This is a genomic window from Arundinibacter roseus, from assembly GCF_004348825.1.
Lineage (GTDB): Bacteria > Bacteroidota > Bacteroidia > Cytophagales > Spirosomataceae > Arundinibacter > Arundinibacter roseus.
In genome coordinates, this window is sequence record NZ_SMJU01000015.1 from 1 (window position 1) to 19,639 (window position 19,639).

At 46.1% G+C, this 19,639-nt stretch carries 16 protein-coding genes and 1 pseudogene; 13 read left to right on the forward strand and 4 right to left on the reverse strand.

The features are described 5' to 3' along the window. The 3 genes from EZE20_RS19720 to EZE20_RS19730 all read left to right on the forward strand — a co-directional run. Positions 1-1,555: Ig-like domain-containing protein (locus EZE20_RS19720; RefSeq protein WP_132120946.1), on the forward strand; the 1,555-nt coding region annotated here is incomplete at its 5' end. An 83-nt stretch (positions 1,556-1,638) separates the two neighbouring features. Further along, the gene (locus EZE20_RS19725; RefSeq protein WP_132120948.1) at positions 1,639-3,789 is read left to right on the forward strand and encodes an Ig-like domain-containing protein; all 2,151 of its coding nucleotides are present in this window, start codon (positions 1,639-1,641) and stop codon (positions 3,787-3,789) included. A 77-nt stretch (positions 3,790-3,866) separates the two neighbouring features. Next, positions 3,867-4,796: a T9SS type A sorting domain-containing protein gene (locus EZE20_RS19730; protein ID WP_132120950.1), complete on the forward strand. Its 930-nt coding sequence runs from the start codon at positions 3,867-3,869 to the stop codon at positions 4,794-4,796. A 65-nt stretch (positions 4,797-4,861) separates the two neighbouring features. Here EZE20_RS19730 and EZE20_RS24675 read toward each other — a convergent pair. Both EZE20_RS24675 and EZE20_RS19740 read right to left on the reverse strand, forming a co-directional pair. Further along, positions 4,862-5,734, reverse strand: a pseudogene (locus EZE20_RS24675) (transposase). Between the two features lie 247 nt (positions 5,735-5,981). Next, positions 5,982-6,695, reverse strand: a complete 714-nt coding sequence (locus tag EZE20_RS19740) for a YebC/PmpR family DNA-binding transcriptional regulator (protein WP_132120952.1) — start codon at positions 6,693-6,695, stop codon at positions 5,982-5,984. A gap of 107 nt (positions 6,696-6,802) precedes the next feature. Between EZE20_RS19740 and EZE20_RS19745 the strand changes: the two genes are divergently transcribed. The 6 genes from EZE20_RS19745 (at position 6,803) to EZE20_RS19770 (ending at position 10,979) form a co-directional block, all read left to right on the forward strand. Further along, complete coding sequence (locus tag EZE20_RS19745) at positions 6,803-7,261, forward strand: GNAT family N-acetyltransferase (protein ID WP_132120954.1); 459 nt, start codon at positions 6,803-6,805, stop codon at positions 7,259-7,261. A gap of 455 nt (positions 7,262-7,716) precedes the next feature. Then, positions 7,717-7,965 carry a hypothetical protein gene (locus EZE20_RS19750; RefSeq protein ID WP_132120956.1) on the forward strand — a complete coding sequence of 83 codons (249 nt, stop codon included), beginning with the start codon at positions 7,717-7,719 and terminating at the stop codon, positions 7,963-7,965. Then, positions 7,952-8,527 (forward strand): lipocalin family protein, encoded by a 576-nt coding sequence (locus tag EZE20_RS19755; protein WP_228713902.1) that lies wholly within the window; start codon positions 7,952-7,954, stop codon positions 8,525-8,527. Before EZE20_RS19750 ends, EZE20_RS19755 begins: the two co-directional genes overlap by 14 nt. 51 nt (positions 8,528-8,578) lie before the next feature. Beyond that, on the forward strand, positions 8,579-8,944 hold the full coding sequence (locus tag EZE20_RS19760) for a hypothetical protein (protein ID WP_132120958.1): 366 nt from the start codon (positions 8,579-8,581) through the stop codon (positions 8,942-8,944). A 234-nt stretch (positions 8,945-9,178) separates the two neighbouring features. Further along, positions 9,179-10,135, forward strand: a complete 957-nt coding sequence (gene metF / locus EZE20_RS19765) for a methylenetetrahydrofolate reductase [NAD(P)H] (protein ID WP_132120960.1) — start codon at positions 9,179-9,181, stop codon at positions 10,133-10,135. A gap of 187 nt (positions 10,136-10,322) precedes the next feature. Beyond that, positions 10,323-10,979, forward strand: coding sequence for a hypothetical protein (locus tag EZE20_RS19770; RefSeq protein WP_132120962.1), 657 nt, complete (start codon positions 10,323-10,325; stop codon positions 10,977-10,979). Positions 10,980-11,027: 48 nt separating this feature from the next. Here EZE20_RS19770 and EZE20_RS19775 read toward each other — a convergent pair whose 3' ends face one another. After that, positions 11,028-11,348, reverse strand: coding sequence for a heavy metal-binding domain-containing protein (locus EZE20_RS19775; RefSeq protein ID WP_132120964.1), 321 nt, complete (start codon positions 11,346-11,348; stop codon positions 11,028-11,030). A 360-nt stretch (positions 11,349-11,708) separates the two neighbouring features. Here EZE20_RS19775 and EZE20_RS19780 point away from each other — a divergent pair, with 360 nt between their 5' ends. From EZE20_RS19780 to EZE20_RS19795, 4 genes are all read left to right on the forward strand, one after another. Beyond that, on the forward strand, positions 11,709-14,168 hold the full coding sequence (locus tag EZE20_RS19780; protein ID WP_132120966.1) for a heavy metal translocating P-type ATPase: 2,460 nt from the start codon (positions 11,709-11,711) through the stop codon (positions 14,166-14,168). A 41-nt stretch (positions 14,169-14,209) separates the two neighbouring features. Beyond that, on the forward strand, positions 14,210-14,416 hold the full coding sequence (locus tag EZE20_RS19785) for a YgaP family membrane protein (protein ID WP_132120968.1): 207 nt from the start codon (positions 14,210-14,212) through the stop codon (positions 14,414-14,416). Positions 14,417-14,687: 271 nt separating this feature from the next. Beyond that, the gene (locus tag EZE20_RS19790) at positions 14,688-15,425 is read left to right on the forward strand and encodes a DUF3108 domain-containing protein (protein ID WP_228713904.1); all 738 of its coding nucleotides are present in this window, start codon (positions 14,688-14,690) and stop codon (positions 15,423-15,425) included. 79 nt (positions 15,426-15,504) lie between these two features. Then, complete coding sequence (locus tag EZE20_RS19795; RefSeq protein WP_228713906.1) at positions 15,505-18,582, forward strand: WD40/YVTN/BNR-like repeat-containing protein; 3,078 nt, start codon at positions 15,505-15,507, stop codon at positions 18,580-18,582. A gap of 79 nt (positions 18,583-18,661) precedes the next feature. Here EZE20_RS19795 and EZE20_RS19800 read toward each other — a convergent pair whose 3' ends face one another. Continuing rightward, positions 18,662-19,627 (reverse strand): phytanoyl-CoA dioxygenase family protein, encoded by a 966-nt coding sequence (locus tag EZE20_RS19800; protein WP_132120972.1) that lies wholly within the window; start codon positions 19,625-19,627, stop codon positions 18,662-18,664. Positions 19,628-19,639 lie beyond the last annotated feature (12 nt).

Here is a 19,639-nt window from a genome sequence, read left to right on the forward strand (position 1 = left end):
CACCTACACGCCTGATCCAGGCTTTGTGGGAGAGGATGTGTTCTGCTACGCGGCTTCCGACGGCATCGCCAGCGATACCGCCTGCGTGGCCGTGACCGTACAGCCGAATCCGACTCCGGCCAACGATTCGCCACTCGCGCTGAACGACAACACCCAGACGACGGAGGGCACACCGCTCAGCGTAAACGTATTGGCTAACGACGTGGACCCTGACGGGGATGCGTTGCAGAACCCCACGGTCGTGCAGGCACCGGCCAACGGTACGGCCTCGGTTAATGCCGACGGTACCATTCTGTACACGCCTGATCCAGGTTTTGTAGGTACCGATACGCTCACCTACCGGGTCTGTGATACGGGCACGCCATCTCTTTGCGACAGCGCACAGGTGATCGTGCAGGTACTTCCGGCTCCGGTGGACCCGGCTGCTAATCAGGCCCCGATAGCCGTTGACGACGCCAATACTACCACCGTCAACACGCCCGTGACCGGAACAGTAGCCGCCAACGACAGCGACCCCGACGGAGATGCGTTGACGTTTGCCGGATTGACCAATCCTGCCAACGGAACGCTCACCGTAAATGCTGACGGCAGCTATGTTTACACGCCGGCGGCTGACTTTATCGGCAGTGATGTGTTTACCTATACGGTTTGTGACAACGGCACGCCCTCGCTGTGCGATACGGCAACGGTATTTATTACCGTGACACCGGTAGCTGGTAAAGTAGCTCTATTGCCAAAGGTCTATCTACAAGGTGCACTATTTGGTGTATTCCTGCCAGATACCCTTATGCGGGACGATCTGCGACTCAAAAACCTGATCCCGACCACAAGTCCTTATCCTGACATGGGACTGATTGGGATTACAAGCGCCAATGTGGCCAACATTACCGTAGTAAATGCATCTACCACTTCTACTAATAATTCAATTGTAGACTGGGTCTTTGTTGAGCTTCGGAGTGCGTTGGACTCTACACTTGTGCTTGACAGCCGCTCTGCCCTTGTTCAGAGAGACGGGGACATTGTAGAGGTAGATGGCCTATCGGCAATCACGTTTGACTCAGCCGTACCGGGTAGTTATTATGTTGTAGTTAGACACCGTAATCATTTAGGTGTTATGTCGGCATCACCAATTGCCCTGAGTACTGCAACAACAGTTGTAGATTTCCGGAAGGCGGCTACTCCAACCTTTAACCTCAATGCAGCAAGTGCCGTAAACATACCGCAGGTCCCTGTTCAACAGGGAGTGGCGTTATGGGCAGGCAATGCGTTGTACCTAAATACGCTTGACAGCATGCGTGAGGTAATCTTTCAGGGGCCTGATAACGACGTCAACGTGATCTATCAACAGGTAATCAACTCTCCGGCCAATGCCCTCTTTAAAAGTCCTTTCTTTAATCTGAAAGGATACTACAATGGAGATATTAATATGAACGGAGAGACGATCTTCCAGGGAACGGGCAATGATGTAGAGTTCATCTATCAAAATGTTCAGAAAAATCACGAAGGGAATACCCTGAAACAACCATTTTTTAAGATTAAAGAACAGACTCCCTAACACACATAAGGCAGGTCGGGACACGCAGGTGTTCCGACCTAAGCCTTGCGTTTTGAAGTGCTATTTATTTAAACAAATGAACGATGAAAAAGCCAATAAAAGTCTTTCTGTTAGGTATCATATGGTCCATGTTAGGTCTTTTTTCCTATACCAAGGCGCAGGTCTCCACCAATACCGTCAAGTATCAGGTCACTTACAATTCAACAACACAAATCTACACTGCCTGGGTTATTCCGGACTATTCCCTGCCAAGCTCTTTCAACACTGGGAGCACGGAAAAAGGAGCAACAGCGCAATTTACGCTCGTGGTACCTAAAGATTTCGTCATTACACAAATTACTGACATTAGGGGAACCTGGGCCAAACCCACAGAAGATGGATTTATAAAGCTCGGTCCTGGAAACGCTGGCCAAACCTGGACAGGGCTGAATCCCGAACTAAATTATTATGTGGTAGGTAAAACTCCTTCTGAAACTGATTATGGCACTTTTGTCAGTGGAACACCAGTCGCCCTGTTTAGCTTTACAGGAAATGGTTGCTTTGGCCCTATTCAGCCCCTTGCTCCGGAGGATCCTTTTATCGATGCAGCGGATGACACCTACTCACTCAATGTAGCCAATAGTTTCTATTCCCGTTCCGGGCAACCGGCTGGTGGCAATGTTGTTCCAGTAGAGCAATTTGTTAATATATTTGGCCTGGCAGCTCAATGTGCAACACCTGTCCAGCCTAGTATTTTTGCTTTTAATGATAATAACATCACCCAGAAAAACACAGCGGTAAGTGATAATATCTTAAAAAATGATATCCTCAATACGGGTACTGCTCCACTTGTAGTGACCACAACACCCCTTACGCAGCCCACAAATGGAAGTGTTACTCTCACAAGTACAGGAAACTATACCTATACACCTGCCAATAATTTTGTTGGAACAGACTCATTTGTCTATCGGGTCTGTGACAGTAGTACACCTAGCGTATGCGACACCGCAATTGTAACGATTATCGTGGTAGATCCTGTAATTGGAGTTAATAATGCTCCGGTAGCTTTGGGAGATAATATTTTAACTCCCAAAAACACGCCCGCAAATGGTAATGTACTTACTAACGATAAAGAGTTTGATGCAGGACAAACACTAACGGCAAGCCTTGTGACAGGCCCCTCGCATGGAACCCTTACGTTAAACTCAAATGGAACCTATACTTATACCCCAACCAGCGGCTACGTAGGAAATGATCAATTTATTTATCAGGCTTGCGACAACGGATCACCCGTTTTATGCAGCCAGGCTGTGGTTGATATTAAGGTTTATGAACCTGTCGCACAAAACTTACCTCCCATAGCAAATGATGATCTTGTATTTAGAAACCCAACAGGACCTGCAACTGGAAATGTATTAATAAATGATGCCGATCCAGAGGGGGGTGTTTTAGTTCTTAACACAATTCCTATATCAGGTCCCTCAAATGGCACCGTAGTGCTGAATTCTAACGGAACTTTTACCTATACACCTAACGCAGGTTTTACTGGTCCTGATGAATTTATTTACGAAGTCTGTGATTCGGAGGTTCCCAAGGCGTGTAGTCAGGCAACAGCATTTATTTTACCAATTACTGGCTCTGGAAATGCGGATCTCTCAATTGTAAAAATACTCACAGGCTCACAAAGCAGAACATTAGGCGAAATCCTTACTTATCGGGTGGTAGTTCATAACGCCGGGCCGAATGCCGCAACTAACATTATTGTCAAGGATAGCGTTGGCACAGGCCTGGAATTAATTAGCGGAGTGTCTGCCCAAGGCAGCTTCACAAATCCACTTTGGAATATTCCTGTTATAGCCTCAGGAGATAGCGCTATTCTGACAGTAACTGCACGGGTTATAACACAGGGCGTCTCTTTTAATTATGCTTTACTAAAACAAGCTGATCAGACGGATAATAATTTAACCAACAATGAGACTGTTGCCTGTGTAACCGTCCCTATTTTGTTATGTTCTGGACAGAAGGTAGAAGCAACTGTACCTTCAAACTACACGAATGTGGTATGGTATCGTGATGGTCAACAGGTTGGAGAAGGAAATACATTTCAAATCTCGCAAGCAGGAACCTACACCTACACTACAAGCAATGCAACCTGCCCCGCTGCGGGTTGTTGTCCATTGATTGTTCAAGCGGATGGAAACTGCTGCCCCCCACAAATCTGTGTACCGGTAACGGTTGTAAAGAAGAAAAAATAGAAAAAGCATATTAATTGGGTTTGCTAATTAGCAAACCCAATTAATAGATATGGAATAAAGTCTAACACTGTACAACTATGATACGTAAAAAGATAACGCTAGTGCTGGCTATGTGCACACTCGTACTATTCAGATTGTATGCCCAGGAACGCTCTTCTCTGACGGTGCGGTATATGTTGAGTTATGATGATGATCTCAATACATACACCGCATGGGTTGTGCCCAACTATAACACACCAAACGAGAATAATGCCGAGACGGATGAAAAAGGTGCGACAGCGCAGCTCACCTTACGGGTGCCAAAAGGATTTAACATCGAAAATATCCGTGATATAAGAGGGGCATGGGATAAAAACCCAATCCGATTTGGTAGTGAAGAGGGATTTCAGAAGGCAGGTGCCGATATGCGCTTCGAGTATTATGTGATCGGAAAAGCCCCTGTTGAAACCAATTACGGTTCGTTTAGACAAAACGAACCTGTAGCTTTGTTTAGCTTCTCGGGCAAAGGCGGAGCCCCGCAGGATTTGAACATTCTTGAAAGCCGCGATCCCTTTATTACTATTGCTGATCAACAATACGCACTGAACGTTAGCAATAGTTTTTATTCCCGTTCAGGTCAGTCAAGATCAGTAAACGCTACCCCCATTGAACAGTTTACAGCGCCAATTGACATGTCAAAACTATTGACTGAACTGGCCAACAAGGTTGATGCACAAATGACAGCTCCAACTTTCCAGGAGTTTAACAAGGAAATGCAGCTTATAACCTACCCCAACCCTGTGGTGAATCTTTTGAAAATTAACTACTTCTCTATCCGGAAAGATGATGTTGTACAGATCGAACTAGTAGAGATGAATGGTCAGGTTAGAAACAAAACACAATTTAAAGCTGAATATGGTGTAAATACCTTGGAAATGCCTGTAAGTAGCCTTTCCACGGGGATTTATTTGGTACGAATGAAAGCAGGAAAGGAAATGGTAAATAGAAAAATACTGAAAGTGAATTAAAGCAGAAACTTATACGTATTTAAAATAAGTTAAGACTAATTTTAGATTAGATTAATTTTAACTAGTCAAGCCTTAAAAAGTGCTTTCAAAAAGTGTTGTTGATATCTTTCGCGGCAAGCAAGTTGATCCATACTTTGAAAAATAGCGACAAAAAACCTCTTCCAAATGTTGATCATTCTTTTGAAATTCATTGCAGCGGCTGCTAACAAAGACATTGATTGTATCTCCTTTTATGCCTTTATAAAAATTTCATGATAACCTGTAATTGGCTTTCAAATGGCCAATTACAGGTTCAATGGCTGCTCTTCTTGAAAATCCTTTTCTTAATTTCGTCTGCTTGTAACGACTTATTTTCTTGTTAAAGGTCTTCGGGCTATGGATCATTGTTTGACCAACCCTGGTTACTCCCCGGCAATCGTTTTGACTTTCCGATCGGCTCTTTTTGCTTTTTTACCGTTCTTTGGATGAGTACGGAATCTTTGATCAACCCCGAGCTTTTTTAGTGTCCTGCTGTAACTTTGACGAAGTACAATGCCTTCCTTTTCAGCTATTGCCACACATTTTTTTATGATTTTTCGGTGTAGTTTATTGTCGGTTGGATAAGAAATGTTCTTCTCCTGAACCGTTGTATCAATACTGGCTTTATCTTCCTTTGCGTCTTTCCCGTTGATGCGAATGCTTTCCTTCAAAATCAGTTCAATACCTTCCGTACCGATCCGGTTGCGAAAATGTTTTAAAATCAATAAAGCAACCATCAACCGAATTGGTAAAGCCGGCCGTCCAAAATCTTCTCAGGAATGCTTCCTGAAGTGTTGATCAAAAAAAGACCAGTCTACCTGATTTGCCAGGATATACAGAGGATGTTTGCTGGATAGCTGCTCTTTTAGACCAGGTAAAAGGAAATTCAACTGCTGGGTTTGTTTGGGTTTGGATAGCATTATTCTGCAAGATTTGTTTATTTTAGAATAAAAATCTTGCAGAATAAACAAATAAATTCATAAGTTAAATCACTAGTATATAGATCGTTACATGGATTTTAAGAGGCAACAAGTTAGTAATTAAGCAGAATTGTTTTTCATTAAATGACCATCAATTAATAGCCTAATTGGTTAACTATCAGCATTATAAAAAAAGCTAATGGCCGGGCGGCGTTCCGCTAATGACCTAAAAGCTAACGGCTACTTTTTACCCCATATTATGGTATACCCGCTGAACGTCGTCATCTTCTTCGATTCGTTCAATGAGTTTTTCTACTTCCGCAACTTCTTCTTCGCTCAGCACTTTGGTGTCGTTGGGAATTCGTTCAAAATCAGCTTCCACAATTTCGTATCCTTTTTCTTCCAGTTCTGCCTGTAAAACACCGAAAGATGTAAACTCACCGTAGATATTGATCTGATTTTTTTCTTCGTCCAGAAAAACTTCTTCTGCCCCAAAATCGATCAATTCCAGCTCCATTTCTTCAATATCCTGTCCGGTATTGGCAAGTTTAAAAATACACTTCCGGTCAAAAATAAAATCCAGCATTCCCATTGTTCCCAAACTGCCGCCCAGCTTATTAAAATAGCTGCGTACATTGGCCACAGTTCTCGTAGGGTTGTCGGTAGTGCTTTCGACCAAAATCGCCACGCCGTGAGGGCCGTAGCCTTCATATACCATTTCTTTGTAGTCGTCCTGATCTTTGGCGGTTGCGCGTTTAATGGCCCGGTCAATCGTGTCCTTGGGCATGTTAGCCGCGCGGGCGTTCTGCATCAAAACCCTCAATCGTGAATTCAGTTGCGGATCAGAACCCCCATTTTTTACCGCAAGCGTAATGTCCTTCCCAATGCGGGTGAAGGTTTTGGCCATGTGGTCCCACCGCTTAAACATGCGTGCCTTTCTATATTCAAATGCTCTTCCCATACGGATTATAGTTGTACTAATTCTAATTTCTGTAATACATTCGCAAAACTACAAAACCCAACCTAACTGTACCAAAAAAATCTGACTATCAAACGCTACCATTTCCTATGCAATCCACATGGCTTCTAAAATCATTTGCCGAACTCACCACCAATGAACTTTACGGTCTTTTACAGCTTCGAAGCGAGGTTTTTGTCGTCGAGCAGAATTGTCCGTTTCTTGATATGGATGATAAAGATCAGGCGTGTTACCATCTGATGGGCTATGTACCTGCACTCGGTCCGGGTATTCAGGCATATACCCGGCTTGTGCCACCCGGTATTTCCTTCCCATTTCCTTCCATTGGTCGGGTGGTTACGTCGCCTCAGGCACGTCGTACGGGCCTGGGGCGTATGCTGATGAGCCGTTCTTTGGAGGAATGCGAACGGCTCTTTGGTTCGCAGCCAATCCAAATTGGTGCGCAGCTGTACCTCCGTACGTTTTATGAATCTTTTGGTTTTGTGCAATCAGGGGACATGTACCTTGAAGACGGGATCGAACATATTGAAATGATCCGACCGATGTAGCAAGTGGGGAAATTTATAAACTTTTACCCACAAAAGTGGGGAATTATTTGCCGGAATTTTCTTGAATTTTTTATCTAAAAATTATTTTTTCAAATTAATAAAAAACTAAATGCCTGATAATTAAATGATTGGGTGATTTTGAACGTGTGATTACATGTTGCTGGTATAGGGATTTAAGGAATTCAATATGTCAAGCTATTGACAACTGTGTAAAGTGTAATAATGCGACTTTTTTTTAAAAGAGCATTTATGAAATCACAGATAGAGGAGGGTTTACATCGAATAGTCTACTGTTATGCGGTAGACTATTTTTTTTACTCAAATAGTTAATATGTGTAGAAATTATTGCCCAGAAATAACCATTTGAAGGCTGGACTGTAATTTGAATCATGGATATGTAGTGTAGAAAGTCACCCAGGCACGACGCTTTTTGTCGTGTTTAACCAACTGCAAAGATGAACGATTCGGATGAAAATGAAGAAAATGTGGCACCCGGCAGCCCGGTTGGCTCAAAGCCTGCCAATGAAAATAAACATGTAGATAATTCACAGAAACCGGCCGAACAGCTGGATGATGAAATTTCTGAGGAGTTCGAGTCACATAACGCCAATACGCATCGGGGGTACAATGAAACGAAACAGGATGTGCCCGTCAAAAAGGTCAATCTTTCGCAGGATAAACCACAAAAAAATGATGATGAGTAAAGACGAAAAATTTGAGTTCATGTGGCGTCTCCTGTGGCTGGGGGCTACAATTGGCGGCGTAGCTTACATGGTATCTGCCTGCCGTACAAGTCGTTCGCTGGAAACGGTTCAGGAGGTTGATCTGGCCCGATATTTGGGGAAATGGTACGAGGTAGCGTCATTTCCGGCTCGTTTTCAGAAAAACTGTACCTGTACTTCGGCGGAATACAAACTCAATGAGGACGGAACGATTTCAGTGCTGAATCAATGCTTTGATACGAAAAAAGGGAAATGGCAAAAATCCACGGCCCGTGCTTTTGTCCAGAATGAGCAGACCAAAGCCGAGCTTGCTGTGCAGTTTCTTTGGCCATTCAAAGGCGATTATTACATCATTGCCCTGGCCGATGACTACTCGCATGCCCTGGTGGGTACGCCCGATCGGAAATATCTTTGGCTGCTGAGCAGGGTACCTGAGATGTCCGAAAAAACCTTTGCAGAACTAACACAAATCGCTACCGCCAAAGGCTTTGATGTGAGTCGTTTGCAACGTACAAAACAAAAGGATTGTGCGCCTGCTCAATAGCTATTCCGGTTTTGCAATACCTGCTATATCTTTGCTGAAAAGTAATCTGCCATGAAACTCAGTCGAATTGCTATACTAAGTATTTTCGCCCTTTGGGGCTGCTCAGATTCCGGGGAGATTCTGGAACCGGAAATCGATTCAGCATGCGCCTACGACTCCCGCAAAACGCAGGCAATGCTTACCAATGAAGCTGGGACCGTGAAAATCACCAAAAACGGCACGGATGTGTGGACGGATATTGTACTGGACTCCAATCTGACACCGCTTTGTCCCTGCAACCTGCCAATTTCAGCCGCTAAAGATGGCCTTCGTGTCGTGATTACGGCCGAGGTTAAAGAAATTTATCCTAATGAAAAATGGCGTTGCCAACCTGTGAAGCTCAAAGAAATTCAGGTAATCAGCAGCAGCGGCAAATAATTTCTTCCCGCTAACGTAGAGATAAAAAATCTTTTTTTACTTCAATTCTTCATCTACTATTCTGCCTTATGGATAGATTATTTATCTGTATAGTTTGGTTTTTTATAGATAAAATTTGTTAAAATAGCCAAAAGTTCCACAAAATCCGGTGGAGAAAAATGGCTCATTTTGCCAGACTATCCCTCAATATTGCCTTAATTTGTGCCGAAAAATAATGTTACGTATTGACAGAACATGACCAAAGTAACCGAGCACATTGCGCAGGCAGGCGACCAAACTCTTTTCTCTATTGAAATAATTCCGCCACTGAAAGGACAAAACATCAATCAATTGCTGGACTCCATCGAACCGCTGATGGAATTTAAACCTCCTTTTGTGGACGTAACCTATCATCGGGAAGAAGTTATTGATAAAGTACACCCCGACGGAAAAATTCAGCGAATTCCGGTGCGCAAGCGGCCCGGAACAGTGGGTATATGCGCACGACTCATGGAGCGCTTTCGGGTAGATGCCGTGCCGCACGTAATTTGCGGTGGATTTACCAAAGACGAAACCGAGGATATGCTCTTTGACCTGCACTATTTAGGAATTGATAATGTGCTGGTTTTGAGAGGAGATCCCGAAAAATCGGCGGGTGTATTTAAAGCCAAAGACGGTGGGCACGCCTATGCTTCGGACCTCATTTCGCAGGTTGTTGCCATGAATCACGGCAAATTGCTGCATGAAGAAACGGAGGCATCGCATACGGATTTTTGCATTGGAGTGGCGGGCTATCCCGAAAAACACTTTGAGGCCGATACGTTTGACATCGACTTTGGATATTTGAAAAAGAAGGTTGATGCCGGTGCGGATTACATCGTCACACAGATGTTTTTTGACAATCAGAAATATTTTCAGTTTGTGGAGCGCTGCCGGGCCGCGGGCATTACGGTGCCGATTATCCCGGGTTTAAAACCCCTTTCAACGCGCAAACAGTTGTCCATCTTGCCCCGGATTTTCCATTTGGAAATGCCACCGGAACTTGTGCAGGAAGCCGAAAAATGCGCTTCCGACGCTGATGTCCGGCAGGTTGGAATCGATTGGAGCATTCAGCAATGTAAGGAGCTGATTGCGTTTGGTGTGCCGGTGCTGCATTTTTATACGATGGGAAAATCAGACAATGTGTATCAAATAGCGAAGGCGGTTTTTTGAATATAATAAATGCATGTTTCAGGAAAGGCGAAATTTATTTCGCTTTTTTTTATACCTGATCGTGAGGGGTTTAAATAGTATTAGAAAAAATTAAAAAGTAGCCGTGCAACCATTGAGAGGTGTTTTTTCATCTATCCGGCAAACGTTCTTACAAAAAATAATTAACCTTTCTAATCATTTAATAGCCATGAAAAACATCCTGATTGCTCTGCTGACTACCTTCACGCTGCATGCCTTTGCTTCCGAAAGTGATTCTACCAATAAAGTCTATTTTTCGGGCGGGGCCAACGGCGGCATTCTGTCCTTTGCGTCCGTCCGGCAAGGCGGCGAGTCTGTACAGGCCGTACCCCGCTATACGTTGTTCTTTAACGTGGGTACCAACCTGAACATCGACGCTTCGCCTTTTGTGGGCTTCTTTTCCGGAGTCAATCTGTCAAACGTTGGGATGATTACCCGTTACGACAACGATGTTAAGTTAAAACAGCGAGTGTATGCAGTGGGTGTGCCGTTGGGAATCAAATTCGGGAAACTGGATAACGCCTTCGGGTACGGAGGTGTGGAAGCTGCTTTTGCTCTTAATTACAAAGAAAAACTCTTTATCGATGGCGATAAAGTAGATAAGTTCAACGAATGGTTCAGCAACCGCTCTACGCAGGTGATGCCTTCGGTATTTGTTGGATTTCAGAAAAAGGGTGGATTTGGCGTAAAAGCGCAGTACTATCTTTCCAATTTTCTGAATCCGGACTTCCAGCAAAACGGCGTTAAACCCTATCAGGGAATTGAATCACGGATTTTTTTCGTGACAGTTTCCTATTCCTTCGACAACATCCGTTTCCTGCACTAATACCTCCAAAACATCAGAACGGGTCTGACTTTCAGAAGTCAGACCTGCCTATTCAACCACAACGGCGGTGCCGTTTGCACTGACCATAAGCATCGAGCCGTTGCTGCCAATGGCTTGATAATCAAGATCTACACCAATGATGGCATTTGCTCCAAGCCGCTGTGCCTGATCAATCATTTCGCGTATCGCAATACTCTTGGCTTCCCGCAGGCCCTGTTCGTACGCACCGGCCCGGCCGCCCACGACATCGCGCACCCCGGCAAAAAAGTCTTTGACAATGTTGGCGCCAATGATCGCTTCTCCGTTCACGATCCCAATGTACTTAGTGATTTTTTTTCCTTCAACGTTGGAAGTAGTAATGACGAGCATAGGTTGTAGTTGAGGTTAATTTTTTACGGAAAATACAATGAATACTAGAAATAGTAAGCGTAAAAAAGTTTTAGTGGTGTCTAAATCTATATTTAGGCCCTATTTTTAAGTATAAACGAAATCACCCTTTTCTTCCATAAGTTCTTTCCTCCATAATTGACGTCAACGGATTTTGTTCAAAGATTGCAAATTGTTGCCAACATCCTGATTTATGACCAAAGTCACTTTCTGAGCCACGGGGGCATCATGCAGGGTACTGACATAATTGCGGAATTTTGACAAACATTTGAAACACCCCCTGAATCATGCAGTACATGATCAGAGGGAATTAAGAAAACTGTTCAGCGTCAGTCAGAATTCATGGGAAAAAACGAACCTGCTCTTGCCATTCATCCACCGGTTCAGCCGGCCGCCTGCTATCACTGCGGGGAAAGTTGCCAGGAAGAACACCACCGCCACGATGACCATGATTTTTGTTGCGAAGGATGTAAGACAGTCTATGACTTGCTGAAAGAGAATGACTTATGTCAGTACTACCGCCTCGGAGATTCGCAGGGAAACTCGCCATCGGATGATTTTTATCAGGGCAAATTTGATCACCTGAATCTGGACGATGTACGCTCCAAACTCCTGGAATTTACAGATGGCAAGCAGGCCCGGGTCAACTGGCTCGTGCCAAAAATGCATTGCAGTTCGTGCATTTGGCTGCTCGAACAACTCCACCGCCTACATCCTGCGGTAGGAAGTTCGGTTGTTAATTTTCCTGAAAAAACCGTTCGGATTACCTTTCATCCCGACCGCATCAAGCTCAGCGAACTCGCCGAATTGATGTCGCGCATCGGCTACGAGCCCTACATTAGTCTGAATGACGTAGAAGGAAAGCAGGTCAATAAGTGGAACCGCACGCGGCTTTACAAAATGGGTATTGCGGGCTTTACTTTCGGCAATATCATGATGCTGAGTTTGCCCGAATATTTTGACCTCGGGCAAAGTCAGGAAGATCAGCAGCTGCGTTGGTTGTTTACCGGGCTGAATGTCGCCCTTTCGTTACCGGTTATTTTTTATAGTGCTTCCGAATTTTTTGTGTCCGCCTGGAAAGCCCTGCGCGGCCGCTACCTCAATATTGATGCACCGATTGCTTTGGCGCTGTTGTCGGTTTTTCTGACGAGCCTCTACCAGGTTTTTTCCCAAACGGGCCCCGGCTATTTCGATTCGTTGGCCGGAGCGGTGTTCTTTATGCTGTTGGGGCGCTATTTTCAGGATAAAACCTACGCAGGTATTGCGTTCGACCGCGACTACAAATCGTACTTTCCGATTGCGGTGGCGGTGATGAAAGAGGGTGTCGAAACCCGGTTGCCGGTCAATGACCTCCGCCCCGGCGACCACATTCTGATCCGAAACCGGGAGTTGATTCCGGCTGACGCCACCCTGCTCAGCCCGATAGCTTTGATTGATTATAGTTTTGTATCGGGTGAGGCCGATGCGGTGGAGCGTCGCAAAGGCGATGTACTGTACGCCGGTGGCCGTCAGTGCGGTCCGGCTGTAGAAATGGAAGTGGTGCGGCGGGTTTCGCAAAGCTACCTGACTCAACTCTGGAACAACGACGCATTTACGCATCAAAAAGAAGATCAGAATACTACGTTGGCATCGCGGATCAATCGCTACTTTTCGTCGGTTGTACTTGTGTTGGCTGCCGTTACGTTTTTGGTGTGGGCCTACATGGGTTCCTGGGAAACGGCCTTTAATGCCTCCACTACGTTGCTGTTGGTTGCGTGCCCCTGTGCGCTGCTGTTGTCCACCACATTTACCAATGGCAATCTTCTGAGCCTTTTTGGTAAACATGGTTTTTATATTAAAAATGCCTTTGCCATTGAACGCCTCTCCAAAATTGATACTGTGGTTTTTGATAAAACCGGAACGATGACGCTTTCCAACGAAGCAGAGGTACAGTTTATAGGTTCTACACTTTCGACCGACGAAAAACTAATCATCAAAACCCTCGCCGGGCAATCGTCGCACTCGCTGAGCCGTCTGATTGTCAAGTCATTGGCGGAGTCCTCTACGAGTCGCAAAGCCTTTACCCAATTTGAAGAACAGGAAGGCGCCGGCCTGCGGGCGGTGTGGGGACGGCAGGTGGTTCGGATGGGGTCAAAAGCGTGGGTCATGGAAGGAGGGGCCGTGCCCGTAGAAGAATTGGAACCCGGCACCAGAAATCCGAGAGTGTATGTCGCATTTAACGGGGAGTCGCGCGGCTATTTTGACGTAAAACCCCGCTACCGACCCGGCCTGACGGATAGCGTAAAGACCCTGCAAAAAGAAGGGTTCGGAACCTACCTGCTTTCCGGCGATCAACCCACCGATCAGGTGTTTTTGGGCTCCGTTTTTGGTACAGCCGACCAACTGCTTTTTCAGCGGAAACCGGAACAAAAACTGGCTTTCGTAGACGATTTGCAACAAAAACACAAAACCGTATTGATGGTTGGCGACGGCCTGAACGATGCCGGAGCCTTGCAGCAAAGTGATGTAGGATTGGCCGTGTCGGACGACATCAACACGTTTTCTCCGGCTTGTGACGCCATTTTGCAGGGTGAAAAATTGCCGCTACTGCCCAACTACATTCGGTTGGCGCAGGCCGGGCAGCGCATCATAAAATCGAGTTTTGCTTTATCTTTACTCTATAACCTTGTAGGAATATCCTTTGCCATCACCGGACAGTTGTCGCCCGTAGTTGCGGCGATTCTCATGCCGATCAGTTCTATTTCTATCGTCCTCTTTACTACCCTCACGACCAATCAGGCGGCCAAAAAATGGATGCACTGATCCCGTTTTTTACACTTTCTTAACCTAAACTTCTTTGAATCATGACAAAAAATATGGGTACCAACGATCGACTGTTGCGGGTTTTAGTAGCAATGATAGCCATCATTCTGTATTACGCCGGGATTCTGACAGGTGCATTGGGAAGTATTGCCCTGATCCTGAGCGGTATTTTTATTCTGACAAGCTTTGTGAGTTTTTGCCCGCTTTACACGCTTTTTGGATTTTCAACCTGCCCAATAAAAAAATAGACTGCATTATAAATCCTCCCTAACTAGTCTAATACCGTCCTCCTCCCGGCTGTACTTTCGCCTTTCGTTTGTTCGAAAGGCGGGGTGCAGCTTTTTTTGGTTTAGGAGGTATAGCTAAGGTTTTGGCACACCACAATTTCCCATTCGTCACGCAGGAATCGTTGTTTGTATATAGAAAAGGCACCTTCGGTCAATTCGTATAGGCATAGTTTTCGTAAAGCTTTTATATTTGGTTATCAATCAATTCTGAACAGCTTATTTTATGAAAAGGATGAAACTAGTAGCGGCGTTGCTGCTTATGACACTCTCGGTTCAGGCGCAAACAGCGGACGAGATTCTCGACAAGTATTTTGAAAACACCGGAGGCCGTGAAAAATGGGCTAGCCTGAAAAGTGTTAAAATGAGTGGAAAAGTAAAAGTACAGGGAATGGAGATTCCGGTTGAGATTGTACAAACGGCGGAAGGACTGCAAAAAGTGACCATCAATTTTCAGGGTAAAGAAATTACCCAAATGGCGTTTGATGGCAATGAAGGATGGAGCACCAACTTCATGACCCAAAAAGCAGAGAAAATGGATGCCGAGGCAAGTGCGAACATGAAGCAGGAAACGAGCGATTTTCCTGATGCTTTTCTGAATTACAAGGAAAAAGGCTACGCCGTAGCCCTCGAAGGAAAAGAAACAGTGGAAGGCACCGAGACTTTCAAAGTAAAGCTGACCAAAAAGCCCGTGAAAGTGGAAGGCAAAGAAGAGGAAAACGTTAGTTACTACTTTTTTGACACCGAGAATTATGTTCCGATCATGACCCGCAGTACGCTCAAAAGCGGGCAAATGAAAGGCGCTTCGGTAGAAAATGTCATGAGTGATTATCAGGACGCCGATGGCTTTATGTTCCCGTATTCGCTGACTACCAAATACAACGGACAGACTGGCGAATCCATTCAGATTGAAAAAGTGGAAACCAACGGTACCATTGATGCTAAGTCCTTTGCTTTTCCAGAAGGCAACTAAAAAGTACTTCTTTTCCGGTTTTTTTTTCTTGCCGGGGAAAAACCGGAAAAGCTCTTTCCCATTCTTTTGACCCCCATACATGATGAAAAAATTTACATTTTTCCTGGCAGTCTTGCTGCCAGGCTTGCTTGCGCATGCTCAGGAGGCCATTCCGCTTAAAGGCGACGAACTGTTTGGTTCGCTTCGGGCGCGCCACATTGGCCCCGCGCTTATGAGCGGGCGGATCTCCGACATTGAAGGCCATCCTACCGACGCCCGTATCGTATACATCGGTGCCGCTGGCGGGGGCGTCTGGAAAACGGTGGATGGTGGAGTAACTTTCAAGCCCATTTTTGATAAACATAATCAGTCCATTGGTTCCCTGGCCATAGATCCCACCCGGCCCGATCAGGTGCTATGGGTTGGTACGGGCGAATGCTGGACGCGCAACAGCGTCACCATAGGCGATGGACTTTTTAAATCGACCGACGGCGGCCAAAGCTGGAACCGCATGGGCCTTGAAAAAACGGAGCGTATTGCTTCCATTCAGGTAAATCCCAAAAGCCCGGATATTGTCTATGCCGCAGCAATGGGCCCGCTGTGGGGGCCTGGTGCCGACAGAGGCCTGTACAAAACGACCGATGGTGGAAAAACCTGGGAGAAAATCCTGTACATCGACGAAAATACCGGCTGCTCGGAAGTTACGCTGGATCCGCAAAATCCGGAGATTGTGTACGCCGCCATGTGGGAGCACCGGCGGACGGCCTATTCGTTCAGCTCGGGAGGCGAAAAATCGGGACTATTTAAGTCGACCGACGGTGGCAAAACCTGGAATAAAATTCACACGGGCTTTCCGACCGGGCAGCTGGGCCGCATTGCCCTGGCCGTTGCCCCTTCACAGCCCAATCGCCTGTATGCCGTGATTGAGTCCGACAAGGATGCTACCAAAGGGCTGTACCGCTCAGACAACGCCGGAGAATCGTGGGAGCGAACCAACGGTGATTTTGAGCTCACGGTTCGGCCTTTTTACTTTTCAAGAATCGTGGTTGATCCCCGCAACCCGGACGTGCTGTGCAAAGCCGGACTCAGTGGCTCCATCAGCCGTGATGGAGGCAAGACGTTCAAAGCACTGGGAAATATGCATGCGGATATTCATGATATATGGTTTGATATTAAAGACTCAGATCGCATGTACGTAGCTACCGATGGCGGCTTGTATCGCTCCTGGAATGGTGGCAGTGTGCTGGAAATGGTGAAAAATCTGCCGATTTCTCAATTTTATCAGGTAAGCCTCGACAACGCCACGCCCTATAAAATTTATGGCGGTTTGCAGGATAATGGTTCGTGGTATGGACCTTCGGAAAGTCCGGGAGGCATTGAAAACCGCGACTGGTTTTCAGTAGGAGCGGGCGATGGTTTTCGGGTATACAGACACCCGACGCAGGCTAACATCATCTATTCGGAAATGCAGGGAGCCGAGTACATCTGGCGCTATGATACGGAACTAAAACAGATGAAAATCATTAAGCCTTATCCCGAAGCCAACGAACCCAAGCTGCGGTTTAACTGGAATGCAGCGCTAAACATAAGCCCGCACAAGCCCGATCGCCTGTATGTAGGCAGCCAATTTTTGCACCGTTCCGAAGATCGTGGCGAAACCTGGACAAAGATTTCACCAGACCTGACGACCAACGATCCGGCCAAGCAAATGCAGCAAAACTCAGGCGGGCTGTCAATGGATAATTCCGGGGCCGAAAATCATTGCACCATTTTTAGCGTCAACGAATCGCCTCTGGACGAGAATATTATCTGGGTAGGTACCGACGACGGCAATGTGCAGGTAACCACTGACGGAGGCAAAACCTGGACCAACGTGGTAGGGGCGATTGAAGGGCTCCCCAAAAATACCTGGGCGTATCAGGTGGAGCCCAGCCGCTTTGATAAAAATTCGTGCTATGTAGTGTTTGACGGCCACGCCCAAAATGATATGAAACCCTATGTTTTTAAAACCACGGATCTTGGCAAATCCTGGAAATCTGTCGTGACGAGTGACGTAAAAACGTTTGTGCGGCATATTAAGGAGGATGTTGAAAATCCTGACCTGCTGTTTCTCGGCACCGAAATGGGCCTGTACATTACCGTAGACGGGGGCCAAAACTGGTCGCAGTTTACCAACAATATGCCCCCGGTGGCGGTGCATTATCTGGCCATTCATCCTGCCACCAACGACCTCGTGATGGCTACTCACGGCCGGGGAATCCTTATTTTGGATGATGTAAGCCCGCTACGGCAGGTAACCAAAGAAGTCATAGCGAAGGATGTACACTTTTTCGAAAGAAAACCAACGATTGTGCGTGAGGATAGTCCCTTTGTAGAAGGTGGCGACACGGGTGAGTTTGTGGGTGAAAATCCAACCCGCGTGGCGCAGATTATTTACTATCTCAAAAGTCGTCACACCTTTGGTAAAATGAACATGGAGATATTTGATAAAGATGGAAAACGTGTAGCCGATATGGTGCCCGGTAAAGCCAAAGGGATCAACATCGTGACCTGGAATTATCAGTACAAAATGCCGAAAATCGCCAAAGGAAAAACCTTCTCATCTGGTGGATTTGCTACGCCTACACTTCCGGCGGGCACCTACAAAGTTGTGCTTACCAAAGGTGCCAAGACCTACGAAAGCACCGTTGCGCTGGCCTCTGACCCCCGCTCGCTCTACACGGCTGAGGATCGGGCCCTGCAATATTCAACTACCATGAAGCTATACAATATGACCGAGCAGCTGGCCTACGTGGTCGATCGGGCAGATGCCCTTCGGGACAGTATTTCGACAAAAATTAAGACCAATAGTAAGTTGGGTAAAGGGCTGGAACCTGTTCAAAAACAACTTCTTGCGTTGAAGGAAAAAATGGTTGTTACCACAGGTGATAACTACGTAAGTACTGCCGAACCGCAGCTTCGTGAAAAAATAGCCGATTTGTACAGTGAGGTTTCCGGCTACCTTGGCAGACCTACAAATGCGCAGCTCGACCGCCTGACCGGCCTGGAAAAGGAACTGGAAAACGCAGAAAAAGCGGTAGGAGAGGTTGTGGAAAAAGTAAACGGACAATTAAAAAAATCCAAAGCCCCAGTCGTTTCTCTTCGCAGCCAGGAAGAGTTTATGAAAAGTGACAGCTGATTTTTTGAAACACATCCAATAACGAAAACAGCCGGACTCGCGAGGGTCCGGCTGTTTTGGTTTATTAACTTATTTTCATTCACCATTTTTCCAATCCTAGTAATTTCCTGCCCAATTCACTTAACTCCGCGGTAGGGTAGCGGGTTTGTTCCAGTTGGCGCGGGTCGCCGGGGAAGGCGTAGCCTTGTGGCGCAATCCTGTTTTTCCAGGAAGTAACTCGCCACTGCCGAAGCTGTTCGTTGTCTTCTTCGGCGGGCATCATCGAAATGTACTGCGCAATTCGGACTTTATCTTTGGAATAATTTGGTCGAATGCCGTGAGGTTGTAGGCTATTGAAAATCAGTAAATCACCGGCTTCGAGTTTGACTTTCACGAGCTTTTCTTCAAAATCGGTGATGTCAGGCTGAAAGCGGTGTCGGTCGGCGGGTTGAGTCAATTTCCAGGTATTGTAGGTACGATACAGTTCCGGTATGCACTGAAAACCTCCCATGTTTTCGTCGGTTTGGTCGGCGAGGGCCAACACTCCCTGTACGTTTTGGGGCTTGGTTTCGGGATCATAGTCCCAATGTATAAAACCTTTGTAGTCGAAGCCCGGCCTGATCGGAAAATTCAGGTTGGCGCGGTCAATAGTCACCCACAATTTTTCGGTTCCCCAAATATCTACAAAAGCATCATAGACGCGCTGCATTTGCCGGTTATTCCACAGATGCTGATTGTTGTAGACCTCTACCATGCCCGTTCCGGCAAGTTCTTTCATCTGCATTTCGGCCCGTGGCGCGGTATACCATGTATCCGGATTAGCCGGATCTTTTTCTTCGAACTCCCACAAAAACGCCGCTGTTTCCAGCGCCTGCTGCCGTGAAACCGCATTTTTTACAACGATATACCCATTTTGAATCCAGAATGTCCAGTCTTCTTCACTCAGAACCCGCAGCGGCTGCCCGTTTGAGCGATCGTTTAGACTTAGTTTACTACTCGTAGCGGTGGAAGGATTGCCGGGAATATCCTGATGCGCATTATTCGGAATCATGGTAGGGGTTTCCATGTATTGTGCAAG

Excerpts from the sequence above, each read along its gene's own strand:
- EZE20_RS19725 (WP_132120948.1), top strand. The coding sequence starts at position 1,639 with ATGAAAAAGCCAATAAAAGTCTTTCTGTTAGGTATCATATGGTCCATG.
- EZE20_RS19730 (WP_132120950.1), top strand. The coding sequence starts at position 3,867 with ATGATACGTAAAAAGATAACGCTAGTGCTGGCTATGTGCACACTCGTA.
- EZE20_RS19740 (WP_132120952.1), bottom strand. The coding sequence starts at position 6,695 with ATGGGAAGAGCATTTGAATATAGAAAGGCACGCATGTTTAAGCGGTGG.
- EZE20_RS19745 (WP_132120954.1), top strand. The coding sequence starts at position 6,803 with ATGCAATCCACATGGCTTCTAAAATCATTTGCCGAACTCACCACCAAT.
- EZE20_RS19750 (WP_132120956.1), top strand. The coding sequence starts at position 7,717 with ATGAACGATTCGGATGAAAATGAAGAAAATGTGGCACCCGGCAGCCCG.
- EZE20_RS19755 (WP_228713902.1), top strand. The coding sequence starts at position 7,952 with ATGATGATGAGTAAAGACGAAAAATTTGAGTTCATGTGGCGTCTCCTG.
- EZE20_RS19760 (WP_132120958.1), top strand. The coding sequence starts at position 8,579 with ATGAAACTCAGTCGAATTGCTATACTAAGTATTTTCGCCCTTTGGGGC.
- metF (WP_132120960.1), top strand. The coding sequence starts at position 9,179 with ATGACCAAAGTAACCGAGCACATTGCGCAGGCAGGCGACCAAACTCTT.
- EZE20_RS19770 (WP_132120962.1), top strand. The coding sequence starts at position 10,323 with ATGAAAAACATCCTGATTGCTCTGCTGACTACCTTCACGCTGCATGCC.
- EZE20_RS19775 (WP_132120964.1), bottom strand. The coding sequence starts at position 11,348 with ATGCTCGTCATTACTACTTCCAACGTTGAAGGAAAAAAAATCACTAAG.
- EZE20_RS19780 (WP_132120966.1), top strand. The coding sequence starts at position 11,709 with ATGGGAAAAAACGAACCTGCTCTTGCCATTCATCCACCGGTTCAGCCG.
- EZE20_RS19785 (WP_132120968.1), top strand. The coding sequence starts at position 14,210 with ATGACAAAAAATATGGGTACCAACGATCGACTGTTGCGGGTTTTAGTA.
- EZE20_RS19790 (WP_228713904.1), top strand. The coding sequence starts at position 14,688 with ATGAAACTAGTAGCGGCGTTGCTGCTTATGACACTCTCGGTTCAGGCG.
- EZE20_RS19795 (WP_228713906.1), top strand. The coding sequence starts at position 15,505 with ATGATGAAAAAATTTACATTTTTCCTGGCAGTCTTGCTGCCAGGCTTG.
- EZE20_RS19800 (WP_132120972.1), bottom strand. The coding sequence starts at position 19,627 with ATGGAAACCCCTACCATGATTCCGAATAATGCGCATCAGGATATTCCC.